Source organism: Mycolicibacterium chitae, from assembly GCF_900637205.1.
Classification (GTDB): domain Bacteria; phylum Actinomycetota; class Actinomycetes; order Mycobacteriales; family Mycobacteriaceae; genus Mycobacterium; species Mycobacterium chitae.
On sequence record NZ_LR134355.1, the window covers coordinates 5,017,915 to 5,041,230 of the forward strand.

A 23,316-nucleotide genomic window follows, 5' to 3' on the forward strand; every position below is an offset into this window, starting at 1 on the left:
ATGCGGCGATCTCATGCGGAGCCGACCAATCCGTGGCGCTCGGGACCGACGCCGACGAGAACCGCAACCTCAGCGCGAGGTCACAACGAAATCCGTCGCCGAAACCCCTCGCAGAAGGCGGTGCGGTCCGTTCCAGCGAACCTCCACGGCCCCCGAACTGCGGGGATATTCACCGCACCAAAGCCTGCCCACGATGCGAAATCAGTAGTAATCTGGGCTTGGTTGAGCTTACAGCCGTGGGTCGCAACGAACGTCCGTGCCGCACCCGGCAGGCCAGTGCCGTCGCGGCCCATTTCACAGGCTTACGCGCAGGGCAATGAGGGGTGGCTCAGACGATGGCTCATTTGAATATTCGGTCCGGTGGTCTCCGATGACCAGCCCCACCGGCACCATCCGGCTGTATCGGCCCGACCCGGGATCGATCCGGGAATCCAAACGCTGCGGCCGGGCCACCTTTTCCGTGCACCCCGTCTCGACGAACCGGATCCGCATCGCGGCCTGCGGCGACGTCGACGCCGTCAACGGTCGCGCGCTGGGCCACTACGTCGAGGCCCACACCGGGGCCTCCCAGCAGTTGATCCTCGACCTGCGGGCCGTCGACTTCTTCGGAACAGCCGGGTTCACCGCCCTGTACTACATCAGCGTGCAGTCCACGCGACGCGACGTCGACTGGATGCTGGTGGGCAGCCCGCCGGTACGTCGGCTGCTGGGCATCTGCGACACCAACGGCGAGTTGCCGCTGTGCTCGGACGTCGACCTGGCGATCGCGCGGCTGAACCAGGTGGCGCAGTACCGACGTCGCATCGCCTCGGCCGGCTGACGGCCCGAGGTTACGCCGCGCAGTCGCCGGGGTACACCGCCACGATATGAACCAGCCGAGCAGGGTCCCCCGGTGAGCGACGACCACGGACCCTTCGAAAAGATCGCCGCCGCGCTCGACTATCCGATGTTCATCGTGACCACCCGCGCGGGCACGACGCGCGGCGGTTGCCTCGTCGGCTTCGCCACCCAGACCAGCATCAACCCGCCGAAGTTTCTTGTCGGCCTGTCCCGCAAGAACGCGACCTTCCGACTGGCCGAAGACGCCACCCACCTGGCCGTGCACCTCGTGGCGCGCCAACACCTCGGCCTGTCGGAGTTGTTCGGCACCGAGACCGGCGACCGCACCGACAAGTTCGCCCGGTGCACCTGGCACGAGGGACCCGCCGGGCTACCGATCCTCGACGACGCCGCCGCGTGGTTCGTTGGCGAGATCTCCGAGCGCTTCGATCTCGGCGACCACGTCGGCCACCTGCTGCGGCCGATGGCCGGCGAATCGCCCGACGGACTGCAGGACTGGGTGACCTTCGCCGACGTCCGCGACCTCGATCCTGGTCACGACGCATGACGGACCTGCAGACCGCGCACGTCGAGGCGAGCGCCGAGTTGCGGGATTTCTACCGGGACGCCCCCGCGGGGGTGCGGGCCAACATGATCTTCAGCGCCGACGGGGCGGCGGCCTTCGGTGGCCGCGCCGGGCCGCTGTCGTCGCCGGCCGACCAACGGCTGCTGCGCGAATTGCGCGGGTACGCCGACGTGGTCCTGGTGGGGGCGGGTACGGTCCGCGCCGAGCGGTACGGTCCCGTCCGGCTTTCCGAGGATCTGCTGACCGAGCGTCGGGCACAGCGACGGCCCGCGCTGCCGCCCATCGCCGTGGTGAGCCAGACCGGCCGACTGCCCGACAGCATGTTCACCGACCCCACCCAGCAGGCGATCCTGATCACCAGCGCCGTTGCGGCCGAGCAACATCGGTTGATCACCGACTCGCGCCGCCGTGTGCTGATCGCGGGCCGGGACACGGTGGACATCGCCGCGGCCCTCGCGGCCCTTGCCGACCAGGGCATGCCCCGTGTCCTGTGCGAGGGTGGGCCGACGCTGCTGCACGAGATCGTCGAGGCCGACCTGCTCACCGAGATCTGCGTGACGCTGGCACCACAACTGGCGGGCAGCCAACCCGTCGGAAGCGCCGCCCCCAGTCGGCTCTCCGTCCCGAGCCAGCTACGGCTGCGTCACGCGCTGATCCACGACGGCTACCTCTTCACCCGCTACTCGCGCGACGAAGCCTAAAGGTGGTGTCGGGGAGTGCATTAGAGCCCCTCCCGGACGCCCGCGGCAGCTGAAGAATAGCGGAAAAAAGTGTTAGCACTCTCAGCATCGGAGTGCTAATCTGGGCGGCGTAGCGCAGTAAGAGGCCCGCCACGGGGGCAGGCCCGAGTGTTCGAGGAGGTGGACTGCTGTGCTTCGTTTTGATCCGTTCAGTGACCTTGATGCCATGACCCGGGGGCTACTGTCGAGCCAGACCGGATCGAGTCGAACCCCCCGCTTCATGCCGATGGACCTCTACAAAGTCGGCGATCACTACGTGCTGACCGCCGACCTGCCGGGTGTCGATCCCGGTTCTGTGGATGTGAACGTCGACAACGGCACCATGACGCTCACCGCGCACCGCACGGCCCGCTCCGAGGAAACCGTCCAGTGGCTGTCCAACGAGCGGTTCTTCGGCACCTACCGGCGCCAACTGTCCCTGGGCGACGGTATCGATTCCGAAAAGATCAGCGCGACATACGAAAACGGTGTTCTGACGGTGACGATACCGCTGGCCGAGAAGGCCAAATCCAGACGCATCGAAGTCAGCCACGCCGGCGACGCCAGATCCATCGAACCCGCAACGGTCGACGCCGACACCTAACAAGTCACGGTGGCGGGTGCCCCTCGGCTTCGGCCGAGGGCCACCCGCCGTCATCGTCGACCCACGAATATCAACCCGACATTCTCATCGCCGCCGCTTGCGCGCGGATGGCGCACAACCGCAAGGGAGGTTCCGGTGACGGCGTCGGGGGATCTGGACGATGACGGATCCCCCGCACGCGTGGGCAACTTCAGCCTGCGCCTGGACGACGGCGTGTTCAACTGGTCACCGGAGATCGCGGCGATGCACGGGTATCCCCGCGAAACCATGACGGTGACAACGGAATTCGCACTCTCCCACAAGCATCCGGAGGATCGTCCGAAGTTCGCCGCCCTGCTGGACCAGTTGTCCACCTCGGCGGTGCCACTGTCCAGCCGGCACCGGATCATCGACCGCCGGGGCCACGTCCACCACGTCCTGGTGGCCAGCACCCGTCTGCTCGACGAGACCGGCGCCGTTGTCGGCGCCGACGGCTTCTACGTCGACGTGACCGGGGCGGCCAAGGACCAACTGGCGCACGCCCTCAATACGGCCGTGGCCGACTTCAGCACCCACCGCGCGGTCATCGAGCAGGCCAAGGGCATGCTGATGCTGATCTACAACATTCCCGCCGACCGGGCGTTCGACATTCTCCGGTGGCGTTCCCAGCACACCAACATAAACTCCGGTCGCTCTGCGAACAACTCATCGAGAAGCTGGTGCTCCAGCCCGTGATCGGTGAGGTGGACCGCACGACGGTCGACCACATCCTGATGACCACCGGGCTCACCGAGGGCACCGCGCAGAACTGAACCGGCCGGGGACCGGTGCAGGAATCGCACGGTGACAGCCGTTTTCGCGCCCGCCGCGACATCCCGAAACTGACGCGTTTGCCCAGCGCACAGACGGGTATCCGGCCACGAGGCGTCGCCGCGGCGCGCCCTCAGCCCCAAGGCGCCGATGCGTCGGCGACCCGCACCACCATCTGGAGGAAAAATGCCCGCCAAGCAGAATTCCGCGTCCGATCCCGACGCCGTCGAACCGGGTATCGATGCCCAGGGTGCCGTCGGTTCCGGTCACAGTCGCGTCCTGACCACCGCGCAGGGCGTCCGCATCCCCGACACCGACCATTCGCTCAAAGCCGGCGAACGCGGACCGACGCTGCTCGAAGACTTCCACATGCGCGAGAAGATCACGCACTTCGACCATGAGCGCATCCCGGAGCGGGTGGTGCACGCGCGCGGGGCCGCCGCGCACGGCGTGTTCGAGTCCTACGGCACCGCCGCGCCGTACACCCGCGCCGCGTTCCTCGCGACCAAGGGCGCCAAAACCGAAGTCTTCACCCGGTTTTCGACGGTGGTCGGGTCCCGCGGGTCGGCCGACACCGTGCGGGACACCCGGGGATTCGCCGTCAAGTTCTACACCGACGAGGGCAATTTCGACCTCGTCGGCAATAACATGCCGGTCTTCTTCATCCAGGACGGCATCAAGTTCCCCGACGTCGTCCACGCCGCGAAACCGCACCCGGACCGCGAGATCCCGCAGGCCCAGTCCGCCCACGACACGTTCTGGGATTTCGTCTCCCTGCACACCGAGGCCACCCACCACGTGTTCTGGCAGATGAGCGATCGCGGCATCCCTCGGTCGTTCCGGACGATGGAAGGCTTTGGCGTCCATACCTTCCGGTTGTCCAACGCCAAGGGTGAGACCACGTTGGTGAAGTTCCACTGGAAGCCCGCCGCCGGGGTGCACTCGCTGGTCTGGGAGGAGGCGCAACTGGCCGCCGGTTTCGACCCGGACTTCCACCGCCGTGACCTCGCCGACTCCATCGAAGCCGGCGCGTTCCCCGAGTATGAACTGGGCATCCAGGTGTTGCCCGACGACGGCACCCACACCTTTGCGGGCATCGACCTGCTGGACCCCACGAAGATCGTGCCGGAGGAACTCGCCGAGGTGCAGCCGATCGGCAAGCTGACCCTCAACCGCAACCCGACGAACTTCTTCGCCGAGACCGAACAGGTCGCCTTCCACATCGGCAACCTGGTGCCCGGTATCGAGCCCACCGACGATCCGCTGCTGCAGGCGCGGCTGTTCTCCTACCTGGACACGCAGTTGATCCGGCTGGGGGGACCCAACTTCACGCAGCTGCCGATCAACCGGCCGCACTGCCCGGTCAACGACATGCTGCGCGACGGCATGCACCAGATGGGCGTGCACACCGGGGTGGCGCCGTACCGGCCCAACAGCCTCGACAAGGGGCTGCCGGAGGTCGCCACCGCCGCCGACGGCGCCTACGTGCCCACCCCGCGGGAGGTCAGCGGGCCGGTGGTGCGCGCGCAGCCCGCCTCGTTCGAGGACCACTTCAGCCAACCGGCTGCGTTCTACCGCAGCCTGACCGAGGTCGAGAAGCGCCACCTCGTCGAGGGGTTCACCTTCGAACTGGGCAAGTGCTACGAGCAGTCGGTCAAGGAACGCGAACTCGAGGTGCTGGCCAACGTCGACGCCGACTTGTGCCAACAGGTGGCCGCCGGGCTCGGTCTGCCGGCGCCCAACGGGGCCCCGCCCGCCGACGTCACGCTGTCGCCCGCGCTCTCCCAGGTCCCGGCCGAACCCGGCCCGATCATGGGCCGTCAGATCGGCATCATCGCCGACGCGGGCTGCGATCTCGCGGAGCTCTCGCAACTGGTCAAGGCGTTGTCCAAGCTGGGCGCGGTGCCGTTGGTGACCGCGCCGGCCGGCGGCACGCTCAAGAGCGGTCGCCGCAGCGTCATCGTGGAGCGGTCCTTCCTCACCGCCCGGTCGATCGAGTTCGACGCCGTCGTCGTCGCCGGCGGAATGGCCAGCGCGCCCGACATCAAGGTGGTGCTGCTCCTGCAGCAGGCCTACCGACACTGCAAGGCGTTGGGCGCCTGGGGAACCGGGCTGGATCTGCTCACCGCGGCCGGCATCACGAAGGACGATCCCGGGGTGCTCGTCGCCAAGGAAGCCGACCGTGGCTTCATCGATGCGCTGACCAGTGCGGTGGGGCTGCACCGGGTCTGGGAGCGGGAAGAGCAGGTGCTCGCCTCGACCGCGCCGCCGGTCCGTCCCGCGGCGGCCGCCAAACGTTCGCGCCGATGAACGCCGCCGAGATCGCCGCACTCCCGTTTCGCGCGGGGGCCGCCCTGCGGCACGCGCGGGTGTTCCATCCCGACGGCGTGCTGTGCGGCGGCCACCTGCGCCGGGTCGCCGACGAGGGCGACGGCCTGCCGATCGCCGGTGGTGAAGTGGTGGGCCGGATCTCGAAGGGAGTGGGCACACCCGGCGGGGTGCCCGACTTCGCCGGTCTGGCGTGGCGGACCCGCTCGGTCGCCGGCGGTCGGCCCTGGGACGTCCTGATGGTGTCGGCCAACGCGCGTGTCCTGCTGCGGCCGACCACCTCCTGGACCTCCGCCGAGTTCTCGACGCTGATGCCGTACGGCTACGACGACGAGGTGTACTGGCTGCGGGCCCGGATGACGTCGCCGACCGACGTCGCGGGGCTGGGCCTCGACGTGGTCCGTGAGCACCTGCACGCCGCGCCGATCACCTTCGAGGTCGAGCAGGCTCGAGGCCGCGGCGAGTTCACCCGGATGGCGGTGCTGGAATTCGACCGCGCGCTGGAGGGAAAGTGGCCGCCGGAGGACGTGGCCTTCGACCCGACGCTGAACGTCGCCCCCGGTGTCGAGCTGCTGCCGCGCTGGCTGACGGCGGTGCGCCGGCGCGCCTACCGCAGCAGCCGACAAGGCCGCGACGCGTGACAACAGCCTGTTCACCGCCGGTTATGGCGTTTCGGAAGCGCCGATCTGGGTATCTTTCTGCACATGCTCACCACGGTTGATCCCCGCCTGCCCGAAGCGGCCGGCGTCGTTTCGGCAGAAATCCTCGACGCGCTGCGCGGTACCGACGGCGAACGTCGGCTCGGCCAACTGGGCGCGGCGGTCGCCGATGCCGACCCGTACGGGCTGGATCTGCAGCTGGCCCTCTACGTGTGCTACGAGCTGCACTACCGCGGATTCGCCGACATCGATCCGGAGTGGGAGTGGAATCCGGCGCTGCTGGGACTGCGCGGACAACTCGAGCGTCGGTTCCTGTCCGCGGTGCGCGACGAGGTCGGCCCCGTCGAGGACGGCGCCACCGCCGCCGACGAGATGGCCAAGCTCGCGATCGAGCCGGCCGAAGAAACCGGCGTGTCATATCTGTTGCGCGACACCGGAACCTGGGATCAGCTGCGCGAGTATTTCGTGCACGGCTCGCTGTACCACCTCAAGGAGGGCGACCCGCACGCGTTTGCGATCCCCCGGCTCACGGGGCAGGCCAAGGCCTCCTTCGTGGCCATCGAGTTCGATGAGTTCGGCAGCGGCCGGGGCCACCAACTGCATCAGCAGCTGTTCGCCGATCTGATGGACGCCGCGGGCCTGGATTCCCGCTATCTGGGCTATCTGGGCGAGGTTCCCGGGGTGACGCTGGCGGTGGTGAACCTGATGTCGCTGTTCGGGCTGCACCGGCGGTGGCGCGCCGCGGCCGTCGGGCACTTCGCCGCCACCGAGATCACCTCGCCGCCCGGATCGGCGCGGTTGGTCCAGGCGATGGAACGCCTGGGCGCCCCGGATGCCTGCGCGTTGTTCTACCGCGAGCACGTCGAGGCCGACGCGGTGCACGAGCAGGTGGTGCGTACCGATGTGGTGGGCACCATGGTCGAGGTGGACCCGCGGCTGGACCGCGACGTGGTGTTCGGGATCCGGGCCCGCGATGCGGTCGAGGGTCGGTTGGGTCGGCATCTACTGGACAGCTGGGCCGACGGCCGGACCTCGCTGCTGCGGCCGCTGGCCTGACGGCCGCTCAGTTGGCGACGGCGTTATCGGCCTGCGCGGTCACGGTTCTCGCCGGCTTGGCCCGGCGACGATGGCTGGTGTCGCACAGCGGGTAGTTCTTGCTGCGCCGGCACGCGCAGATGGCCACCATGAAGCGATCCGATTCGACGGTGCTGCCGTCCGGCATCTCGATGCACACCGGTCCCTCCACCATGATCGGACCGCCCGGAACAATCCGGACGGTCCGACGGGGGTCGGCGGTCACGACTTGTCCGCGCGGATGACGACCAGTTCCTCGGTCCGTCGCCCCGGCTCGAGCAGTCGGGTGCGCTCCAGCCACGGCGCCCGGGCGGTGAGCACGGGTCCGAAGGGGATGGCCTGTCGCGCCACGACATCGGCGTCCAGTTCGGCGTCGCGCAGTTGCTGCAGCGACCGGTCCACGCCGGAGAACTCCGAGTGCACCAGGAAGAACGAACCGCCGGGGGCCAGGAACTCCGCGACGGTCTGGCACAACGGGTCGAGGATGCTGCGGCCGTCGAACCCACCGTTGTAGGACAGCGGGGGTCCGGCCACCGGCGGGATCTGCTCGCGTTCGTCGTCGAAATCCGGCACGTAGGGCGGATTGCTCAGGATCACGTCGTAGGGCCCGAACTCGGCCGCGCGGGTCCACGGTCCCAGGTGCACCGCGACGTCGACGCCGGCGACGGCGGCGTTGGACTTGGCCGCCTGCACCGCGTGCGGACACAGATCGAAGGCCCGCACGCTGCCGGCCCCCGCAGCGGCGGCGGCGATGCCCACGACGCCCGATCCGGTGCACAGGTCGGCGACGCCGGCCTGGGCCAGAATACCGCTCTCAGTGGCGGTATCGATGAGCAGCTGTGAATCCTCCTGCGGCGGATAGACTTCTGCGGGCACATTTGAAGGCCAGAGATCACTTCGCGCGGTCGTCACCGGTGCTCACTTTCGTCATGCCGAATCATTACTCCCAAATGCCCCCTCTCGGAGGCGATCAAACGTCAATTTCAGTCGCCCCGTCGATCGCGCGCAGGCGTTTGCCCAGATCAGCCTTGGGGTATCTGCCGAATAGTTCGAGCGAGGGGACCAGGACAGTGTCTGTAATCAGGAAGTCGTCGGCCGGCCGGGACCGGGTCTGGGCGGTCATGGCCGACGGCTGGACCTATTCGCAGTGGGTGGTCGGCAACAGCCGGATGCGGGCCGTCGACCCGCATTGGCCCGCCCCCGGCGCGGCCATCAAGCATTCGGTCGGGGTGTGGCCCGCCGTCATCGACGACGAGACGGTGGTCGAGGAATCGATCCCGGGTGAGCGCCTGGTGCTGCTGGCGAAGTTCGGTGCACTCGGCGCGGCCCGCGTCACCCTCGAACTGCGCGACAGCGACGACGGCGGCTGCGAGATCGAGATGCACGAGGTCCCGGCGCAGGGACCGGCCAACCTGGTGCCGGACAAGCTCGCGGAGCTCGCGGTGCGCATCCGTAACCGGGAGTGCACCTGGCGTCTGGCGGCCCTGGCCGAGCGGCTCGGGCCGCAGGAACTGGACTGACGCGCGGTTCACAGCGAGGACAGCACGTAGGACAGGAAGAAGCCGCCGGTGGTGGCGAACGCGTTGAGCGGCTGACCGTGTTCGAAGGCCTCGGGCATGAGGGTGTCGGCGACCGAGGCCAGCACTGCTCCGCAGGCGAACGCCAGCGCCAGGGCCACGGTCTCGGGGCGCAACACCCCGGCGACGAAGTAGCCGCCGATCGCGGCGGCGGCCAGCAGCGCCGCGGCCACTGACCAGGTGATCATCACCGCCTTCGCACTCATCCCGCCCTTGCGCATCTCGACGCTGCCGGCGAGGGCTTCCGGGAAGTTCGACAGGAAGATCGCCACCAGCAGCGCGAACGACGCGCCGCCCACCAACGTCACACCGAGTGCCAGGTTCTCGGGAACGCCGTCCAGGGTGACCGCCGCCAGCAGCGCCAGGCCGACGCCCCCGCGGGCCGCCGACTTCCCACCGGACTTCTGGTTCTCGACTCGGCGTTCCAGCAGCCAGTCGATCGCGATGAACGTCGCCGCGCCCGCGAGCAGGCCGAGGCCGGCCCGCCAGGGCCCGCCCATCTTGAAGGAGTCGTCGAACAGTTCGAAGGCCAGCGCGGCGATCAGCGCGCCGCTCGCGAACGCCAGCAGCACCCGGACCAGCTGTCGCGGCGGGGTCCACCGCGCCCCGATGGCCGCGCCGATGATCAGCGCGCTCGAGGCACCGAAGCCGAACAGGAGGGCCTTCAGCATCGGCCCGCCATCAACACCATGACGCTCACGCCTCCCAGCACTCAGCGGCCCGATGCCGATTCGAAGATACCGGCCGATTACCCGAATCCCCGCAGGTCAAACGGCGACCGGCCCGGGCGGGGACGCCCGGGCCGGTCGAAAGCGCGTCGGTCAGCTGATGCCGACCACCTCCTGCGCGATGGCTGCCAGGCGGGTCTGCGCGGCCGAGACCACGCGGGCGCGCTCCTTGTGCGCCTCCTCGTAGGCGATGATCACGCGGATGTCGGCGGGCTCGGTGAGCTCCTTGACCGCGGTCGCCGCCTCGTTGACGTTGAGGTCGTCGTAGTCGGCGATCGGCAATTCGTCGGCGTCCAGCACGCCGACCGCACCCCGCGCGGAGTGGATGACGTCGGCGGCGCCGTCGGCACCTTCGCGGCGGGTGATCTTCTCGGCGGTGTTCAGCGCCGAATCACGCGCCCCGGCCAGTGTCTTTGCCGCGATATCGCCGGTGCGCGACCCGCGGTCGACCAGGTCGGCGATGGCCGGGCGCACCGAGCGCACCGCCTCGGCGGCCCGCTCGACGCCGCGCGCCGACCAGGTCAGCGGCAGGTTCACCAGCTTCACCGCCCCGCCGGCCGCGGCCTGCAACGGGGTCCGGCGCAGCGCGGCCGGACCGCCCAGGGCGTCCTCGGCCAGCACGGTCGTCAGCCAGTCGACGGTCGCGGAGTGGGCGGTGATCAGCCGCTCCGCGAGCGCCTCGATGTCCTTGTGGCCGCCGGCGACGGCCAGCGCCTTGACGTAGCGCGACCGGTCCAGCAGCTGGTTCTCCAGCGCGAGGTCGCCCAGCAGCGCCTCGTCGAACGGCTCGGCCTGCTCGGTCAGCGCCTTGACCGCCGCGGCGGCCCGGCCCAGGAAGGGTCCGATGACGTCCGGGAAGCCACCCAGGTCGCGGATGGCCTTCTCGATGGCCTCGGCGCGGATACGACCGTTGTGGGCGTTCTGCTCGAGTTCGGTCCGCACGGCCTCGGTGCGCGCCTGCGCCACCCGGGTCTCGGCGACCTGGATCTCGGTGTGCGTCAGGTCCAATACCGTGCGCAATTGCGCCAGCAGGGTCGCGGTGTCGATCTGCGTGGTTGTGTTCTTCGTGCTCGTGGCCATTCGTGTTCCACCCCTTGGGATCGAGTTTTCTGTCGTCAGTACCGCCGGCTCTGCGAGCTGGGGCCCTCGTCTGTCCGATTACCCGACGCGCGGGCGGCGTTAACCGGATCTGCCCGGTGTGAGATTGCCCTCGATCCGGTGTAGGACGGCGTCGGCGTGGGCACCGCCGGCGGTGTTTGTCCCCGGGCGGGGCGGGAACTCGAACCCAGACACCGACGAGAAGAGTTGAGATGAGCATCTGCGCGACCTGCGGCAACGACTACGACAAGGCCTTCACGGTCACCTGGCACGACGGCAAGGAGGCGACCTTCGACAGCGTGGAATGTGCCGCCGTGCACCTGGCCCCCGAGTGCGGCCATTGCGGCTGCCGCATCCTGGGCCACGGCATCGAGACCGACGACGGCATCTTCTGTTGTGCGCACTGCGCCCGCAAGGACACCAACGCCGACGTCAACGACCGCGATCCGGTGCCCGCCGGCGGCTGAATCCGGCGCTGCGTGACGCTACCGACGGAATAACGTCACCGTTATCAACGTTTGTCCCATTTGTCACACGGGTAACTCTGGTCACAGTGCACAGCCGCACTGCTTCGGACCGAAGAAAGCGACGAATGGAACATCACGATGAACACCGTTCTGTATTACCGCGTCAACGGCGCGATCTATGAGACCAGCGCCTACACCGCCGCCGACATCGACCAACTGATCCGCGATCAGGGTCTACAGAGCCTGACCAGCACCGACCGCCAGTTCGACTTCTGGTTCAGCCCGAGCACGCGCGGCTGCCAACGTCGCGTCAACCGTGCGGCCACCGAACTCCTTTTGACCACATCGACATTCAGCGCCAAGTCGGTGCCGCTACTGCGCGGCAGCGTCGTGGTCGCCACCCATGACGCCGACGGCGATCTCGACGGGCTCAGCTGGCAGCAGCTGGCCCTCGTCGCCGAACGCCATCGCGCGCTGACCCCGCGCGAACGACGGGTACTCAATCGACGCATCCGCCGCGCCAACCCCCCGCGCCCCGCGACCGGGCTGAGACTCCCCGCGACCGGGCTGGGCTCCCCCGCGACCAGGCCGGGCTCCCCCGCGACCGGGCGCGTCCCCGGCCGACACACCGTGCCCAACACCGGTTCTGCGCACATTCGCGCCAACATTCATTGATCAAATCGATCAATCGCACGTAAATGTGTTCTTGTCCTTGATGGATCCGACACTTACCGTCATTAGTGTCGACCATCACAGGCAGAGCCCCCGGCCCGCAGTAGGCGCCGCGCGAGATCTGCACTGAGTCCCTACGCCGCGACAGGTGGTCGTAACCCGACCCCCGTCGTGTGCAGAGGAAGGCTCCCATGACACTCGCCCCGCCGATTCGCGTGCAGTCGGTCATCGATGACACGCCAATGAATGTGAAGCGTTGGGGCGTTGTCGCGCTCTGCTTCGTCATCGCCCTGCTGGACGGCTTCGACACCCAGTCGATCGCGTTCATCGGGTCCTCGATCGCCGAGGAATTCGCCATGTCGACCGCCGCGATGACGGCGGTGATCACCGCGAGTACCGTCGGCATGGCACTCGGCGCGATCACCCTGGGCTCGGTCGGCGACCGGATCGGACGTAAGCGCGCAATCCTGTTGGCGCTGACCATCTTCGGGTTCTTCTCCTTCCTCGGTGCCTTCGCCCAGGCGCCGTGGCAGATCATCCTGCTGCGCTTTCTCATCGGCCTCGGAATGGGCGGCGCCACCCCGTCGCTGCTGGCCCTGGCCGCCGAATACAGCCCCGTGCAGTCCCGCAAGATGTCGATGACGCTGGTGCTGCTGGGCCTGCCCGGCGGCGCGATGCTCGGCGGCGTGGTCGCCGCGGCCTGGCTGCCCGTGCTCGGCTGGCGCGGCATCTTCCTGCTCGGCGGTGTGCTGCCGCTGATCCTGCTGCTGGTCGTCGTGCTGGCCCTGCCCGAGTCCCCGAGCTACCTGGCCACCCGCGGCGATGCCGCCAGCCAGACCAAGGCGCGCAACCTGTTACAGCGCATGACCGGCGCGGCCATCCCCGCGGGCACCGTCTTGCAGGCCGATCAGGATGACGACGAGAACGCCGGATCCATCCGCGCCCTGTTCGACAGCACCTACCGCAACTCGACCATCACCATCTGCGCGATCTATCTCGCCAATTGGGTCGCCTGGTTCCTGCTGCTGCAGTGGACCCCGACCGCGCTGCACCAGGCCGGATTGTCCAAGGAGCAGGCCGCCTCCGGCACCATCGTGGTCAACGGCGCCTTCATCCTGTTCTCGTTCCTGGTGGCCGCGCTGCTGTCCCGGGTGGCGATCCGGACGCTGTTGCTCGGCATGTTCGGCGTGGGCATCCTGGTGGCGCTGGGCCTTTCGGTCAGCGGCTCGAACTGGACCCTGACCTTCCTGTTGATCGCCCTGGCCGGCTTCGGCATCGGTGGCCAGCAGCTGGTGCTGAACTACCTGATCGCCGAGACCTATCCGACGCAATTGCGGGGCACCGCAACCGGTTTCTCCATCGGTGTCGGGCGCACGGGTTCGATCATCGGTTCCTCGCTCGGTGGCGCGCTGCTGAGCAGCGTCGGCGTGGGCGGCTACTTCGGCTTCATCGCCGTGCCGCTGGCCATCGCCGCGCTGGCGACCTTGACACTGCGTTCCCGGCAGCGCAACGTGTCCCCCGAGGACCACCACGACGAGGACCTCGAGCTGGCCGGACAGGACCGGTAGGCAGCGAGCCGAACCAGGAGGCACCCCTTCGATGGGCGATTACGGACACGACCTCCTGTTCGGCACCTTCGTCACCCCCATCAACCGACCCCCTCAGCAGGCCGTCGAACTCGCGGTGCTCGCGGATCGGGCGGGCCTGGACCTGGTGACCTTCCAGGACCACCCGTACGTGCCGAAGTTCCACGACACCTCGACCCTGCTGGCCTATGTCGCCGCGTTGACGCAGCGAATCCGGTTGGCCGCCAACGTCACCAATCTGCCGCTGCGCCCGCCGGCGGTACTGGCCCGCAGCCTCGCATCGCTGGATCTGCTCAGCAGCGGCCGAGTGGAACTGGGCCTGGGTGCCGGCGCCTTCTGGGATGGTGTCGCCGCGATGGGCGGGCCGCGACGCACCCCCGGAGAGTCCATCGAAGCCCTCGAGGAGGCCCTCGCCGTCATCCGCGGCATCTGGGACGACGACAACCGCGACGTGCTGGCGGTCGACGGGGAGCACTACCAAGTACGCGGCGCCAAGCGTGGTCCCGCCCCGGCGCATGACATCGGCATCTGGATCGGCGGCTACCAGCCCCGGATGCTCGGGCTGATCGGGCGCCTCGCCGACGGCTGGCTGCCGTCCGTGCAGTACCTCGACAACGGCGTGGCCGACCTCGCGGCGATGAACGCGCGCATCGACGAGGCGGCCCGGCAGGCCGACCGCGCCCCGACGGCCGTGCGCCGACTGCTCAACATCGGCGGCCGCTTCGCCTCCGATGGCGGCGGTTTTCTCGATGGACCACCGCGGCAGTGGGCCGAACAGTTGACCGAGGTCGCCCTGACGTACGGCACCAGCGGATTCATCCTGGCCTCCGACGACGCGGCCACCACGGAGCGCTACGCCGCCGAGGTGGCGCCGGCGGTCCGGGAACTGGTGGCCGCCGCGCGCTAGTTTCAACTACCGGGAATCCGGGGAAACCGGCTGCCGGAGAAGGGCGGTTGCGCGGTGGATGTTCCTGGCTGGGTGTGGGCTCTGACGATCGCCGGAATTGCCGGCCTGCTCGCCTTCGACTTCGTCTTCCACGTGCGCAAGCCGCACGTCCCCACGCTGCGTGAGGCCGCGGTGTGGTCAGCGCTCTACGTCGGCATCGCGGTGCTGTTCGGGGTCGGGGTGTTGGTCTTCGGCGGGGTGGAGCCCGGCTCGGAGTACTTCGCCGGCTACGTCACCGAGAAGGCCCTGTCGGTGGACAACCTGTTCGTCTTCCTGGTCATCATCGCCAGCTTCCGGGTGCCCCGCGAGGACCAGCAGAAGGTGCTGTTGTTCGGGATCGTCTTCGCGCTCATCGCCCGCTCCGGCTTCATCTTCCTCGGGGCCGCGCTGATCAACACGTTCGCCTGGGTGTTCTACGTGTTCGGCCTGATCCTGTTGTTGACCGCCGGCGGCCTGCTCAAGCCCGACGACAGCGAGGAGTCCCGCGGCGCCGACAATTTCGTCATCCGCGCGGCCAAGAAGCTGATCCCCACCAGCGAGCACTACGACGGCGACAAGCTGACGACCGTCGTGGACGGCAAGCGGATGCTGACGCCGATGCTGCTGGTGATGGTCGCCATCGGCGGCACGGACATCCTGTTCGCCCTGGACTCGGTCCCGGCGATCTTCGGTCTCACGCAGAACGTTTACCTGGTCTTCACCGCGACGGCGTTCTCGCTGCTGGGCCTGCGCCAGCTCTACTTCCTGATCGACGGCCTGCTGGACCGGCTCATCTACCTGTCCTACGGCCTGGCCGCGATCCTGGGCTTCATCGGCGTCAAGCTGATCCTGCACGCGCTGCACGAGAACAACGTGCCGTTCATCAACGACGGCGAGCCGGTCACGGTCATCGAGATCAGCACGAGCATGTCGTTGACGGTGATCATCGGCGTGCTGGTGGTGACCGTGGCCGCCTCGTTGCTCAGCCCCAAGGGCAAGGCGCAGACGGCGATCTCGAATGCGCGCCGCTACGCCACCGCCTACCTCGATTCGGAATACACCCACGACGCGGGGGAACGCGAACGCATCTTCGGCGAGTTGCTCAAACAGCGCGACCGGATCCTCGAGCTGGGCCCGAAGTACCGCCAGATGGTGCGCGACGAGGCGGCGTTGATCGACCTGCTCGACCGGGCCGCGGCCAAGCACGACGAGGCCGTCTCGCGCGGGCGCGCCGAACCTTTCATCCGCCGCGGGCTGACGTGAAACCGCGGCTCGTCACCACTGGCGGTGCACCGCGCCGAGCGACCGCGTACAGTGCTGCGTTGCTGTGCGGTTTCATCCGGCGCCTGCCGGGGAACAAGACTGAGATTGCCGACGTTGTGGGACCGAGGCCAAGTGCACATGGAGAGGACAAGAGATGGCCACTGACTATGACGCACCCCGCCAGAAGGAAACCGAAGAGACGGTCGACGAGTCCCTGGAGGCTCTGGCGAGCCGCCGCAAGGACGCCGCGACGGCCGTGATCGACGTCGACGAGTCCGCCGATTTCGAGGGCTTCGAACTGCCCGGCGCCGACCTTTCCGGTGAAGAGTTGACGGTGCGGGTGGTTCCCAAGCAGGCCGACGAATTCACCTGCAGCAGTTGCTTCCTCGTGCATCACAGCCATCGGCTGGCACGCCGGGTCGACGACCAACCGATCTGCGCCGACTGCGCCTGATTCAGCCCAGCCTGACTCAGCTCAGATAGGCCAAGCTGGCCGCGATCGCGGCCTCGGTGCCCGTGCGCAGCGTCGGCTGGATCGCGGGCGCAAATTCCGGATTGTGGTTCCCGACGACGTTCATCCCGGGAAGAAAACCGCCGTTGCCCCAGAACGTGTACGGCACGCCGAAGGCGTCCGGGATCCGGCTGAAGTCCTCCGAGGCCGGGACCGCCTCCAACTCGTGGACCCGGTTCTCGCCGAACGCCTGCGTGAACGCCGTCGTCACGGCGTCGGTGACGGCCGGATCATTCGACGTCAGCGGGAACGTGGCGATGCTTTCGATGATCGGTTCCCGCGGCGAACCGGAGGCCTCGCACTCACCGCGCACGATCCGCTCGACCGCGCCCAGCATGGTGTCGCGCACCGCCGGGTCGTAGGTCCGCATGTTCAGCAGCAGCTCGGCCCGGTCGGCGATGACGTTGGGCGAGTTGCCCACCTGCACGGATCCGACGGTGAGCACACCGAAATCGGCGGGGGCGATCTCTCGGGAGACGATGGTCTGCAACCGCAGCACGATCGCCGACGCCAGCACCGCCGGGTCGACCCCGAGTTCCGGCATCGAGCCGTGCGATCCCTTGCCGAACACCGTCACCTTCAGGCTGTCGCCGGCGGACAGGGCGGGCCCGGATCGGGTCGCGACGTGCCCGGCCTCCGGCGCGGTCAGCACGTGTTGGGCCAGGCAGACGTCGGGTTTGTCGCCGGCCAGCTTGTCGACCAGCCCGTCGTCGACCATGGCCTGGGCACCCTTGCCGGTCTCCTCGCCGGGCTGGAACAGCGCCAGGTAGGTGTCCGACCATTCGCTCTTGTTACTGGCCAGCAGCGCGGCGGCGCCGAGCGCCGACGCCACGTGGGCGTCGTGGCCGCAGGCGTGCATCTTGCCTTCCTCGGTGGAGGCGTAGTCCAGCCCGGTCGCCTCGGTCACCGGCAACGCGTCCATGTCGGCGCGGAACAGCACGCGCCGGCCCTCACCGTTGCGGAAGATGCCGACCACGCCACCGCCGATCTGCAGGATCTCGTCGGCGCCGATCTCCTCGAGCTTGGCGGTCACCTTCGCCGCGGTGCGCGCCTCCTCACCCCACACGTCCGGATGTCGGTGCAGGTCCTTGTAGAACTCCTCCTGCCACCCCTGGATCTCGTCGATCCCGTTGGTGGCGTTGCCCAGCTTGGCCGGGGTCACCGACGGGTCCACCGAGGGCGCGGCGCCGGCCGGGGAGTCGCCGTTCGCACCCGAGGTCGACGACTGCTCAGAGCCACAAGCGGCGAGCAACGCCGCGACCGATAGGACGCCGACGCCGCCGAACACCTGGCGGCGCGAGACGAATCGGGGTGCCAGGACGGGGATCTTGGGTACCAGCCTGACCTGGTCCCAGCCGCACATGTGACCGGCGTGGAACTCCTCGGGAGTGGCCATCTCGGTTCCTTCCTCATGATCCGCATGCGGGGTTGTCGGCGGTCGGGATGGTCACGAAGGTGATCGTAGCCGGGTCCAGGGCCAATTCACCGGCCTCGACGGGCGCGCCCGCCAAGTCGGGCAGCGTGTCGTTCGGGCCGAGGGCCAGCGGCTGCCCGTTCAGGTCCACCGTCCGGGAGTCGAGCGGGTCCGCGGCCAGCGTGTAGCGCTGCCCGGCGACCGGCAGGTCCAGGGTCGATGCGGCGGTGCGGTCGTTGTTGATCGCCAGCAGGGTCACCGCGCCGGACCGGTCGGGGTGGCAGTGGGCGTAGAGGTGCATGCCCTGTTCGATCGGCATCCCGGAGTCCAGCACGGTCGGTCCCATCAGCCGCTGCCACAGCAGCGCCGCCCAGTAGTTGGGCTTGGGCGTGAAGTCGGTGTCGTCGAGCAGCCCGTAGTCGCTGGCGACCAGCGTGTTGTGCGCAACCACCTGCACCCCCTCCTTCGCCAGCCGGCCGAGCTGATCCAGGTAGCGGAAACTGTCGAGGAAGGTTGAGGCCCAGGGATTTCCGCCGCAGGCGGCGTCGGCGGTCTCGGTGTTCCACAGCGGCTTGTCCGGCGCGTGCTGATCCCGCAGGCCGCCGTAGAACTCGCGGGTCTGGCTGGTGCGGGCCAGCCATTCCTCGCTCAGCGCGTCCTCGGGCGTGGTCTGCGCCATGCCCTGTTCGGCGCAGCGTTGCGATGCGGCGCCGTAGTGGTGGTAGGAGAACACGTCCAGGCCGGGACCGGACGCGGCCAGCAGATCCTCGGTGGGAATGGTGCCGCTGACGCCGTAGGTCATGCCCCACGGCGCGGGGGTCTCCCCGACCGAACTGGGGCCGACGACCGTCATATCGGGCGCACTGCGGGCGGCGAAGTCCTGGAAGGCGTCGAAGTCCCGTCCGTAGGCCTCGGCGTCGTAGCCGGCCGGGGCACCGCCCATGGCGGCCGCGTTCGGTTCGTTCATGAACTCGGCCGCGGCGATCTGCCCGCCGACCGAGCGGGTGTAGTCCAGCCAGCGTTGGGCCACCTCCGGCGTCCAGGTGCCGTCCGCGTCGCGGGTGCCCGGGCTGACCGCGAACGAGGTCAGGATGTCGGCGTCGACCGCGTCGGAGAAGTCGACCACGCCGCGCCACTGGTCGCGGGTGAGTACCCCGTCGAAACCCTCGGGCGGCTGCTCGGGCGGCTGCTCCTCGGCGGCGAAGTAGGTGGTGTTGGCCCAGGTGCCGCTGACCCGGACGTAGGCCGGTCCGAGCGCGGCGGCCAGGGTGCGCAGCCGGGGATCACCGAGGTCCAGCGGCGGCCGGTACTGGTAGATGTCCGGGTCCATGCCCTCGGGCGTGTAGGCCGGGGCCGGCGTCGCCGAGGTGGTGGGCGAGGCGTCGGCGGTCGCACCGTAGGGCTTCCAGAAAGCGCCGCCGGTCACCTCGAGCATCTCGACGTTGTAGGACTGGTATCGCTCGTCGACGGTCCCCAGCTTTTCGAATTCCGCCGGTTGCAGGGCGTTTGGCGATGCTTCCTCTTCGGTGTCCGATGGCGATCCGCAACCCGCCGCGCCCAGCGCCACAGCCGCAACGACCGCGCCAACCCACCGCAACCTCATCGTTGGCATGGTCGGCGTATGTCCGGGAATGCGGGACTCTAAACCCCGCGGCGACGCAGCGTGATCGGCAGGCCGTCGGCCGGGGTGGGCCCGGTCCCCCAGGTCAGCTGCATCCGGTAGCTGTCGGGCACGCGCCATTCGTGGTGCCGCAGCAGCTGATGCATGATCTTCTTGACGTTCATGTCGGCGAAGTGCTGGCCGATGCACTTGTGCACCCCGCCGCCGAACGGCGCGAACGCGTACCGGTGGACCGCGCTCGCGTCGGCGCCGGCCAGGAACCGGCCGGGATCGAACCGATCCGGGTTCGGCCACCAATCGGCCAGGCGCATCGACCCGTAGACGTTGATGGCCACCTGCGTGTTGCGCGGGATGTAGTGACCGACCACCTCGGTGTCCTTGACGGCCTGCCGGAACAGCGTGCCGGCCGGGGCGTACATCCGCAGGATCTCCTTGACGGCCGCGTCGAGCACCGGATAGCGCGCCAGGGAGTCGATGTCGATCTCGTCGTCGGCGTTGTCGAGCACCTCGTCGCGGAGGTGGTGTTGCCACTGCGGGTTTCGCGCCAGTTCGTAGACCAGCATGGAGAGGGCGATGGCGCTGGTGTCGTGCGCCGCCATCAGCAGGAAGATCATGTGGTTGACAATGTCGGCGTCGGTGAAGCGTTCGCCGTCCTCGTCGCGGCTGCGGCACAGCATGGAGAACAGGTCGGTCCCGTCGCCGGCGCGGCGGGCGGGCAACTGGTCACCGAAGTACCGTTCGAGGCGTTCGCGCGCCCGCAGGCCGCGGGCCCAGGCACCACCCGGGACGTCGGCGCGGACAATGGCCTGACCGCCGCACACGGTCGCGTGGAAGTCGGCCGCCAGTTGCTCCGATTCCGCACCGATCTGGGCGCCGACGAAGACCTCGGCGGACTGGTCGAGCAGCAGCCGCTTCACCGAGGGGTAGAACGGAAAGCGTTGGGCGCTGGGCCAACTCGTGACGGTCCGGACGATACCGGGCCGCATCAGGTCCAGGTAGCCGTCCAGGGCGCTGCGGGTGAAGGCTTGCTGCATGATGCGGCGGTGGTCGCGGTGCTCGTCGAAGTCCAGCAGCATGATGCCGCGGTGGAAGAACGGTCCGATGACCGGTGCCCAGCCCTTCGTGCTGGAGAACGCCTTATCCTCGATCCACTGATGGATTGGGTGGCTGTGCTGGGGGTGGCTGTTGATGGTCGACTTTGGCGGTGAGCAGGTGGTATCGGCTGGTCTGCTCCAGCTTTTCCTGTGTGCTCCGGTTGGGCCTTTCGGCAGATGATCAGGTTGATGTGGGTGCAGGTGGGCTGTATCCGATGGTGTTGCGCCACAGTGTGAGCCAGTGCTGTGCCCACGGCCAATGCTGTGGTAGGTGCAGGATCGGCCGGCGTTGGGGGCGGGCCAGTCGGGCGGGGATGGTGATGAGGCGCCGCCGCAACGTTGATCCTCGTGCGACTGCGTGGGCGCCGCCGGCCAGGATGCCGGCGGCGTGCAGCAGGTTGTGGGCGATCGCGGCGCACAGGATCCAGGCCGAGTTCGCCCCGAAGCGTCCTGAGGGCATGTGGGCCAGGGGTCCGTCGATGAGGTCGGCGAACACGGTCTCGATGATGGCGTGGCGGCGGTGGGTGATGTCGGCGGTGTCGACGGGTTCGTCGGTGTCGGTGAAGAACGGGTGATACCGCCACACCGGGAATAGTGCATCTGGGTAGCGGGCGTCTTTGACGCGGCGCACGATCAGCCGGGCGGTGACCGGATGGTTGGTGGAACCAAAAGCGGTATAGGTGGTTTCGGCGACTTCGGCGTCAGAGATCCATGCGCCGGTGTCAGGATCGCGGACGGCGCCGGGGTATTTGACCGGGGTCCAGGCATCGTCGGGAATCGAGGCGATTGCCGCAGCGACGGTGGTCGATTTGGTGAGCACGAGTGAGAACCGTGCGCCGGCACGGCGGCAGGCTGCCACGACGGTGCTGTTGCCGTAGGCGGAATCACCGCGGACCAGGATCTGGCCGGTGACCCCGGCGCCGCGGGCGGTCGCCACGGCCTGGGCGATCATGCGGGCTGCGCCCTTGCCGGAGTTGGTCTTGCCTGCGCGCAGCCGTGCCCCGGTGATCACCGGGGCGGCGGTGGCGGTGCTGATCGTTGTGATCAGTGGCGAGAGGCCTTTACGCAGGATCTGTTTCCCGGCGATCTTGGTGTGTCCGTAGGAGGCGCCCTGTTTGGCGTGGCCGTAGACCGGGCGCAGCAGTGAATCGACGTCGATGAACACCCGCTCTTCGGCGCCGGGCAACAGATCGACGCGTCGGTACAGTTCGGCCAGGTGCTCCCGCAGAACTGATTCGAGTTGTCGGGCATGGCCGAAGGTGAACTCCCGCAATAGGGTTCCGATGGTCGAGGGTGCGTACACACCGTCGAACAACGTCTTCATCCCGCCTGAGCGCACGATATCGAGGTCGTCGATACCGTCAGCGCCGGCGCACATCCCGGCGATCAGCGTCGTCAGCTTCGGCGCCGGGTTTGCCGACCCGGATTTGATTCGCGGTTCGGCGATGCGAACCTTGTCGGCCAGCAGCCTTGACAGCCCGGTCTGGGTGGCCAGTGTCATCACCGGCACCAACCCTGCACACGACACGAGATGGGCATCATCGAAGACCGCCGACGACGCGGTGAACCTGTGGGACACTTGCACCGGAAGTGCCTTTCCGAGTTGTGCCGATAAGTGCGTAAGGAACACTCATCATCACAGTTCAGAGGGCACTTTCCTCATTCCGACACCCCATGACCAGCCAGTTCATCGGTGGAACGAGGCTTATCCTTGTTGATCCACGCGGTCTCCAGCGCCTCGGGCCCCATCAGGGAGACCACCCGGAAACCGACCCCGCCGGCCCACCACACCGGGCCGTAGCGCTGATAGCGATCGCGGGCGAACTGCAGCGGATCGGCCAGCGTGCTCAGGATGTGACCGAGGACCGGGAAACCGTAGGTGCCCAGCACCGGCCGCAGCCCCGATCCCGGGGGTGGCGCGGCCAGCGGACGTTCGTGGCTGGGATAGCGCGCGGTCACCGCGGCCGCGGCGGATTGCAGTCGGTGCTTGGCCGTGGCGTTCACCGGTGGCAATAGGGCGGTCATGCTGACCTCCTGCGAGTCACGCAATTCTGGTACATTTCGGTTCCAGATTGTTGGTACAGAACGGTGCCAGATAGGTGAGACGGTTGTCAAGGAATGACGCCCCGGCGGCGCGGAGTTATCGCGGTCAGCCCGCGGCCGCGCGGCGCGCCGAACGCCGGGCTCGCCTGATCGACGCCGCGATCGACTTGATGACCGACGGCGAGTGGCGCCTGGTGACCGTCGAGAAGCTGTGCGCGGCAGCCGGTCTGAACAAGCGCTACTTCTACGAGGGCTTCACCGACCTCGACGCGGTGGCGGCCGCGTCCATCGACGACATCGCCGAGGACGTGCAAACCGCGGCGCTGGCCGCCCTGGGCGCGACCGACGAGGTCGAGGAGCAGGCGCGGAGCGCGGTCGCCGCGGTGGTGCGCACGCTGACCGAGGATCCCCGTCGGGCCCGGGTGCTGCTCGGCGGGGTCGCGGTGGGCTCGACGGCCCAGCATCGGCATCGGGCCCGGGTGATCCGCCGCCTGACGGCGGTGCTGGTGGGGCACGCGCGCACGGTGCACGATGTGCGCCTCGAATCCGATCCGCTGGCGCAGGTGGCGCCGGCGTTCATGATCGGCGGGACCGCCGACGCCGTGCTGGCCTACCTCGACGGCCGCGCGCGCGTCACCCACGACGAACTCGTGGAGAGCCTCACGACGCTGTGGCTACTCACCGGGGAGGGGGCCGTCGCCCTCGCCCGGCAACGCGCGGACGACCCGGCCTGAGTGGC

At 68.5% G+C, this 23,316-nt stretch carries 25 protein-coding genes; 16 read left to right on the plus strand and 9 right to left on the minus strand.

Annotated features, from left to right (window positions below):
• Window positions 1–370: 370 nt before the first annotated feature.
• From EL338_RS24000 to EL338_RS24035, 8 genes are all read left to right on the plus strand, one after another.
• Entirely contained in the window at window positions 371–820 is a 450-nt protein-coding gene (locus EL338_RS24000; protein WP_126336033.1) for an STAS domain-containing protein, read from the plus strand.
• Between the two features lie 126 nt (window positions 821–946).
• Complete coding sequence (locus EL338_RS24005) at window positions 947–1,387, plus strand: flavin reductase family protein (RefSeq protein WP_126337085.1); 441 nt, start codon at window positions 947–949, stop codon at window positions 1,385–1,387.
• Window positions 1,384–2,106 carry a pyrimidine reductase family protein gene (locus EL338_RS24010; RefSeq protein ID WP_126336034.1) on the plus strand — a complete coding sequence of 241 codons (723 nt, stop codon included), beginning with the start codon at window positions 1,384–1,386 and terminating at the stop codon, window positions 2,104–2,106. Before EL338_RS24005 ends, EL338_RS24010 begins: the two co-directional genes overlap by 4 nt.
• Window positions 2,107–2,275: 169 nt before the next feature.
• A complete protein-coding gene (locus tag EL338_RS24015; protein ID WP_126336035.1) occupies window positions 2,276–2,728 on the plus strand; it encodes an Hsp20/alpha crystallin family protein in 453 nt (150 codons plus the stop codon).
• 135 nt (window positions 2,729–2,863) lie between these two features.
• Window positions 2,864–3,442, plus strand: a complete 579-nt coding sequence (locus EL338_RS24020) for a PAS and ANTAR domain-containing protein (RefSeq protein WP_126336036.1) — start codon at window positions 2,864–2,866, stop codon at window positions 3,440–3,442.
• Window positions 3,443–3,703: 261 nt separating this feature from the next.
• Window positions 3,704–5,827: a catalase gene (locus EL338_RS24025; protein ID WP_126336037.1), complete on the plus strand. Its 2,124-nt coding sequence runs from the start codon at window positions 3,704–3,706 to the stop codon at window positions 5,825–5,827.
• Window positions 5,824–6,486, plus strand: a complete 663-nt coding sequence (locus EL338_RS24030) for a phosphodiesterase (RefSeq protein ID WP_126336038.1) — start codon at window positions 5,824–5,826, stop codon at window positions 6,484–6,486. The genes EL338_RS24025 and EL338_RS24030 overlap by 4 nt, the downstream gene beginning before the upstream one ends.
• Window positions 6,487–6,549: 63 nt before the next feature.
• A complete protein-coding gene (locus EL338_RS24035; protein ID WP_126336039.1) occupies window positions 6,550–7,560 on the plus strand; it encodes an iron-containing redox enzyme family protein in 1,011 nt (336 codons plus the stop codon).
• 7 nt (window positions 7,561–7,567) lie between these two features.
• On the opposite strand, the gene EL338_RS24040 is transcribed toward EL338_RS24035, so the two are convergent.
• Complete coding sequence (locus tag EL338_RS24040; protein ID WP_126337087.1) at window positions 7,568–7,753, minus strand: CDGSH iron-sulfur domain-containing protein; 186 nt, start codon at window positions 7,751–7,753, stop codon at window positions 7,568–7,570.
• 47 nt (window positions 7,754–7,800) lie between these two features.
• Window positions 7,801–8,490 carry a HemK2/MTQ2 family protein methyltransferase gene (locus EL338_RS24045; RefSeq protein WP_126336040.1) on the minus strand — a complete coding sequence of 230 codons (690 nt, stop codon included), beginning with the start codon at window positions 8,488–8,490 and terminating at the stop codon, window positions 7,801–7,803.
• Between the two features lie 158 nt (window positions 8,491–8,648).
• Between EL338_RS24045 and EL338_RS24050 the strand changes: the two genes are divergently transcribed.
• Entirely contained in the window at window positions 8,649–9,098 is a 450-nt protein-coding gene (locus tag EL338_RS24050; protein WP_179967126.1) for an SRPBCC family protein, read from the plus strand.
• Window positions 9,099–9,106: 8 nt separating this feature from the next.
• Here the strand turns inward: EL338_RS24050 and EL338_RS24055 are convergent, their stop codons facing one another.
• Window positions 9,107–9,826: a ZIP family metal transporter gene (locus EL338_RS24055; RefSeq protein WP_126336041.1), complete on the minus strand. Its 720-nt coding sequence runs from the start codon at window positions 9,824–9,826 to the stop codon at window positions 9,107–9,109.
• Window positions 9,827–9,976: 150 nt separating this feature from the next.
• Entirely contained in the window at window positions 9,977–10,963 is a 987-nt protein-coding gene (locus EL338_RS24060) for a ferritin-like domain-containing protein (protein WP_126336042.1), read from the minus strand.
• 230 nt (window positions 10,964–11,193) lie between these two features.
• On the opposite strand from EL338_RS24060, the gene EL338_RS24065 reads away from it, so the two are divergent.
• The 6 genes from EL338_RS24065 (at window position 11,194) to EL338_RS24090 (ending at window position 16,348) form a co-directional block, all read left to right on the plus strand.
• The gene (locus tag EL338_RS24065; RefSeq protein WP_126336043.1) at window positions 11,194–11,448 is read left to right on the plus strand and encodes a metallothionein; all 255 of its coding nucleotides are present in this window, start codon (window positions 11,194–11,196) and stop codon (window positions 11,446–11,448) included.
• 138 nt (window positions 11,449–11,586) lie between these two features.
• Window positions 11,587–12,123 (plus strand): hypothetical protein, encoded by a 537-nt coding sequence (locus EL338_RS24070; protein WP_179967127.1) that lies wholly within the window; start codon window positions 11,587–11,589, stop codon window positions 12,121–12,123.
• A gap of 188 nt (window positions 12,124–12,311) precedes the next feature.
• Window positions 12,312–13,688 carry an MFS transporter gene (locus EL338_RS24075; protein ID WP_179967128.1) on the plus strand — a complete coding sequence of 459 codons (1,377 nt, stop codon included), beginning with the start codon at window positions 12,312–12,314 and terminating at the stop codon, window positions 13,686–13,688.
• A gap of 31 nt (window positions 13,689–13,719) precedes the next feature.
• Window positions 13,720–14,613 carry an LLM class flavin-dependent oxidoreductase gene (locus tag EL338_RS24080; RefSeq protein ID WP_126336044.1) on the plus strand — a complete coding sequence of 298 codons (894 nt, stop codon included), beginning with the start codon at window positions 13,720–13,722 and terminating at the stop codon, window positions 14,611–14,613.
• A gap of 54 nt (window positions 14,614–14,667) precedes the next feature.
• Window positions 14,668–15,894 carry a TerC family protein gene (locus tag EL338_RS24085; protein WP_126336045.1) on the plus strand — a complete coding sequence of 409 codons (1,227 nt, stop codon included), beginning with the start codon at window positions 14,668–14,670 and terminating at the stop codon, window positions 15,892–15,894.
• Window positions 15,895–16,048: 154 nt separating this feature from the next.
• Window positions 16,049–16,348 carry a DUF4193 domain-containing protein gene (locus EL338_RS24090; protein WP_126336046.1) on the plus strand — a complete coding sequence of 100 codons (300 nt, stop codon included), beginning with the start codon at window positions 16,049–16,051 and terminating at the stop codon, window positions 16,346–16,348.
• Between the two features lie 16 nt (window positions 16,349–16,364).
• Here the strand turns inward: EL338_RS24090 and EL338_RS24095 are convergent, their stop codons facing one another.
• The 5 genes from EL338_RS24095 to EL338_RS24115 form a co-directional block, all read right to left on the minus strand.
• Window positions 16,365–17,801, minus strand: a complete 1,437-nt coding sequence (locus EL338_RS24095; protein WP_235666275.1) for an amidohydrolase — start codon at window positions 17,799–17,801, stop codon at window positions 16,365–16,367.
• Between the two features lie 13 nt (window positions 17,802–17,814).
• Window positions 17,815–19,422, minus strand: a complete 1,608-nt coding sequence (locus tag EL338_RS24100) for a glycosyl hydrolase family 79 N-terminal domain-containing protein (protein ID WP_197721906.1) — start codon at window positions 19,420–19,422, stop codon at window positions 17,815–17,817.
• Between the two features lie 38 nt (window positions 19,423–19,460).
• Window positions 19,461–20,516, minus strand: coding sequence for a cytochrome P450 (locus tag EL338_RS24105; RefSeq protein WP_126336048.1), 1,056 nt, complete (start codon window positions 20,514–20,516; stop codon window positions 19,461–19,463).
• Between the two features lie 199 nt (window positions 20,517–20,715).
• Window positions 20,716–22,119: an IS1380 family transposase gene (locus EL338_RS24110; protein ID WP_126332676.1), complete on the minus strand. Its 1,404-nt coding sequence runs from the start codon at window positions 22,117–22,119 to the stop codon at window positions 20,716–20,718.
• Between the two features lie 74 nt (window positions 22,120–22,193).
• Window positions 22,194–22,559 carry a hypothetical protein gene (locus EL338_RS24115; RefSeq protein WP_235666276.1) on the minus strand — a complete coding sequence of 122 codons (366 nt, stop codon included), beginning with the start codon at window positions 22,557–22,559 and terminating at the stop codon, window positions 22,194–22,196.
• Between the two features lie 74 nt (window positions 22,560–22,633).
• On the opposite strand from EL338_RS24115, the gene EL338_RS24120 reads away from it, so the two are divergent.
• Window positions 22,634–23,311, plus strand: a complete 678-nt coding sequence (locus EL338_RS24120; RefSeq protein ID WP_435404880.1) for a TetR/AcrR family transcriptional regulator — start codon at window positions 22,634–22,636, stop codon at window positions 23,309–23,311.
• Window positions 23,312–23,316: the final 5 nt, after the last annotated feature.

Coding starts and splice junctions, on each gene's coding strand:
- EL338_RS24000 (WP_126336033.1), top strand. CDS start 371: ATGACCAGCCCCACCGGCACCATCCGGCTGTATCGGCCCGACCCGGGA.
- EL338_RS24005 (WP_126337085.1), top strand. CDS start 947: ATGTTCATCGTGACCACCCGCGCGGGCACGACGCGCGGCGGTTGCCTC.
- EL338_RS24010 (WP_126336034.1), top strand. CDS start 1,384: ATGACGGACCTGCAGACCGCGCACGTCGAGGCGAGCGCCGAGTTGCGG.
- EL338_RS24025 (WP_126336037.1), top strand. CDS start 3,704: ATGCCCGCCAAGCAGAATTCCGCGTCCGATCCCGACGCCGTCGAACCG.
- EL338_RS24030 (WP_126336038.1), top strand. CDS start 5,824: ATGAACGCCGCCGAGATCGCCGCACTCCCGTTTCGCGCGGGGGCCGCC.
- EL338_RS24035 (WP_126336039.1), top strand. CDS start 6,550: ATGCTCACCACGGTTGATCCCCGCCTGCCCGAAGCGGCCGGCGTCGTT.
- EL338_RS24040 (WP_126337087.1), bottom strand. CDS start 7,753: ATGGTGGAGGGACCGGTGTGCATCGAGATGCCGGACGGCAGCACCGTC.
- EL338_RS24055 (WP_126336041.1), bottom strand. CDS start 9,826: ATGCTGAAGGCCCTCCTGTTCGGCTTCGGTGCCTCGAGCGCGCTGATC.
- EL338_RS24060 (WP_126336042.1), bottom strand. CDS start 10,963: ATGGCCACGAGCACGAAGAACACAACCACGCAGATCGACACCGCGACC.
- EL338_RS24065 (WP_126336043.1), top strand. CDS start 11,194: ATGAGCATCTGCGCGACCTGCGGCAACGACTACGACAAGGCCTTCACG.
- EL338_RS24070 (WP_179967127.1), top strand. CDS start 11,587: ATGAACACCGTTCTGTATTACCGCGTCAACGGCGCGATCTATGAGACC.
- EL338_RS24075 (WP_179967128.1), top strand. CDS start 12,312: ATGACACTCGCCCCGCCGATTCGCGTGCAGTCGGTCATCGATGACACG.
- EL338_RS24080 (WP_126336044.1), top strand. CDS start 13,720: ATGGGCGATTACGGACACGACCTCCTGTTCGGCACCTTCGTCACCCCC.
- EL338_RS24090 (WP_126336046.1), top strand. CDS start 16,049: ATGGCCACTGACTATGACGCACCCCGCCAGAAGGAAACCGAAGAGACG.
- EL338_RS24095 (WP_235666275.1), bottom strand. CDS start 17,801: ATGGCCACTCCCGAGGAGTTCCACGCCGGTCACATGTGCGGCTGGGAC.
- EL338_RS24100 (WP_197721906.1), bottom strand. CDS start 19,422: ATGAGGTTGCGGTGGGTTGGCGCGGTCGTTGCGGCTGTGGCGCTGGGC.
- EL338_RS24105 (WP_126336048.1), bottom strand. CDS start 20,516: ATGCTGCTGGACTTCGACGAGCACCGCGACCACCGCCGCATCATGCAG.
- EL338_RS24115 (WP_235666276.1), bottom strand. CDS start 22,559: ATGACCGCCCTATTGCCACCGGTGAACGCCACGGCCAAGCACCGACTG.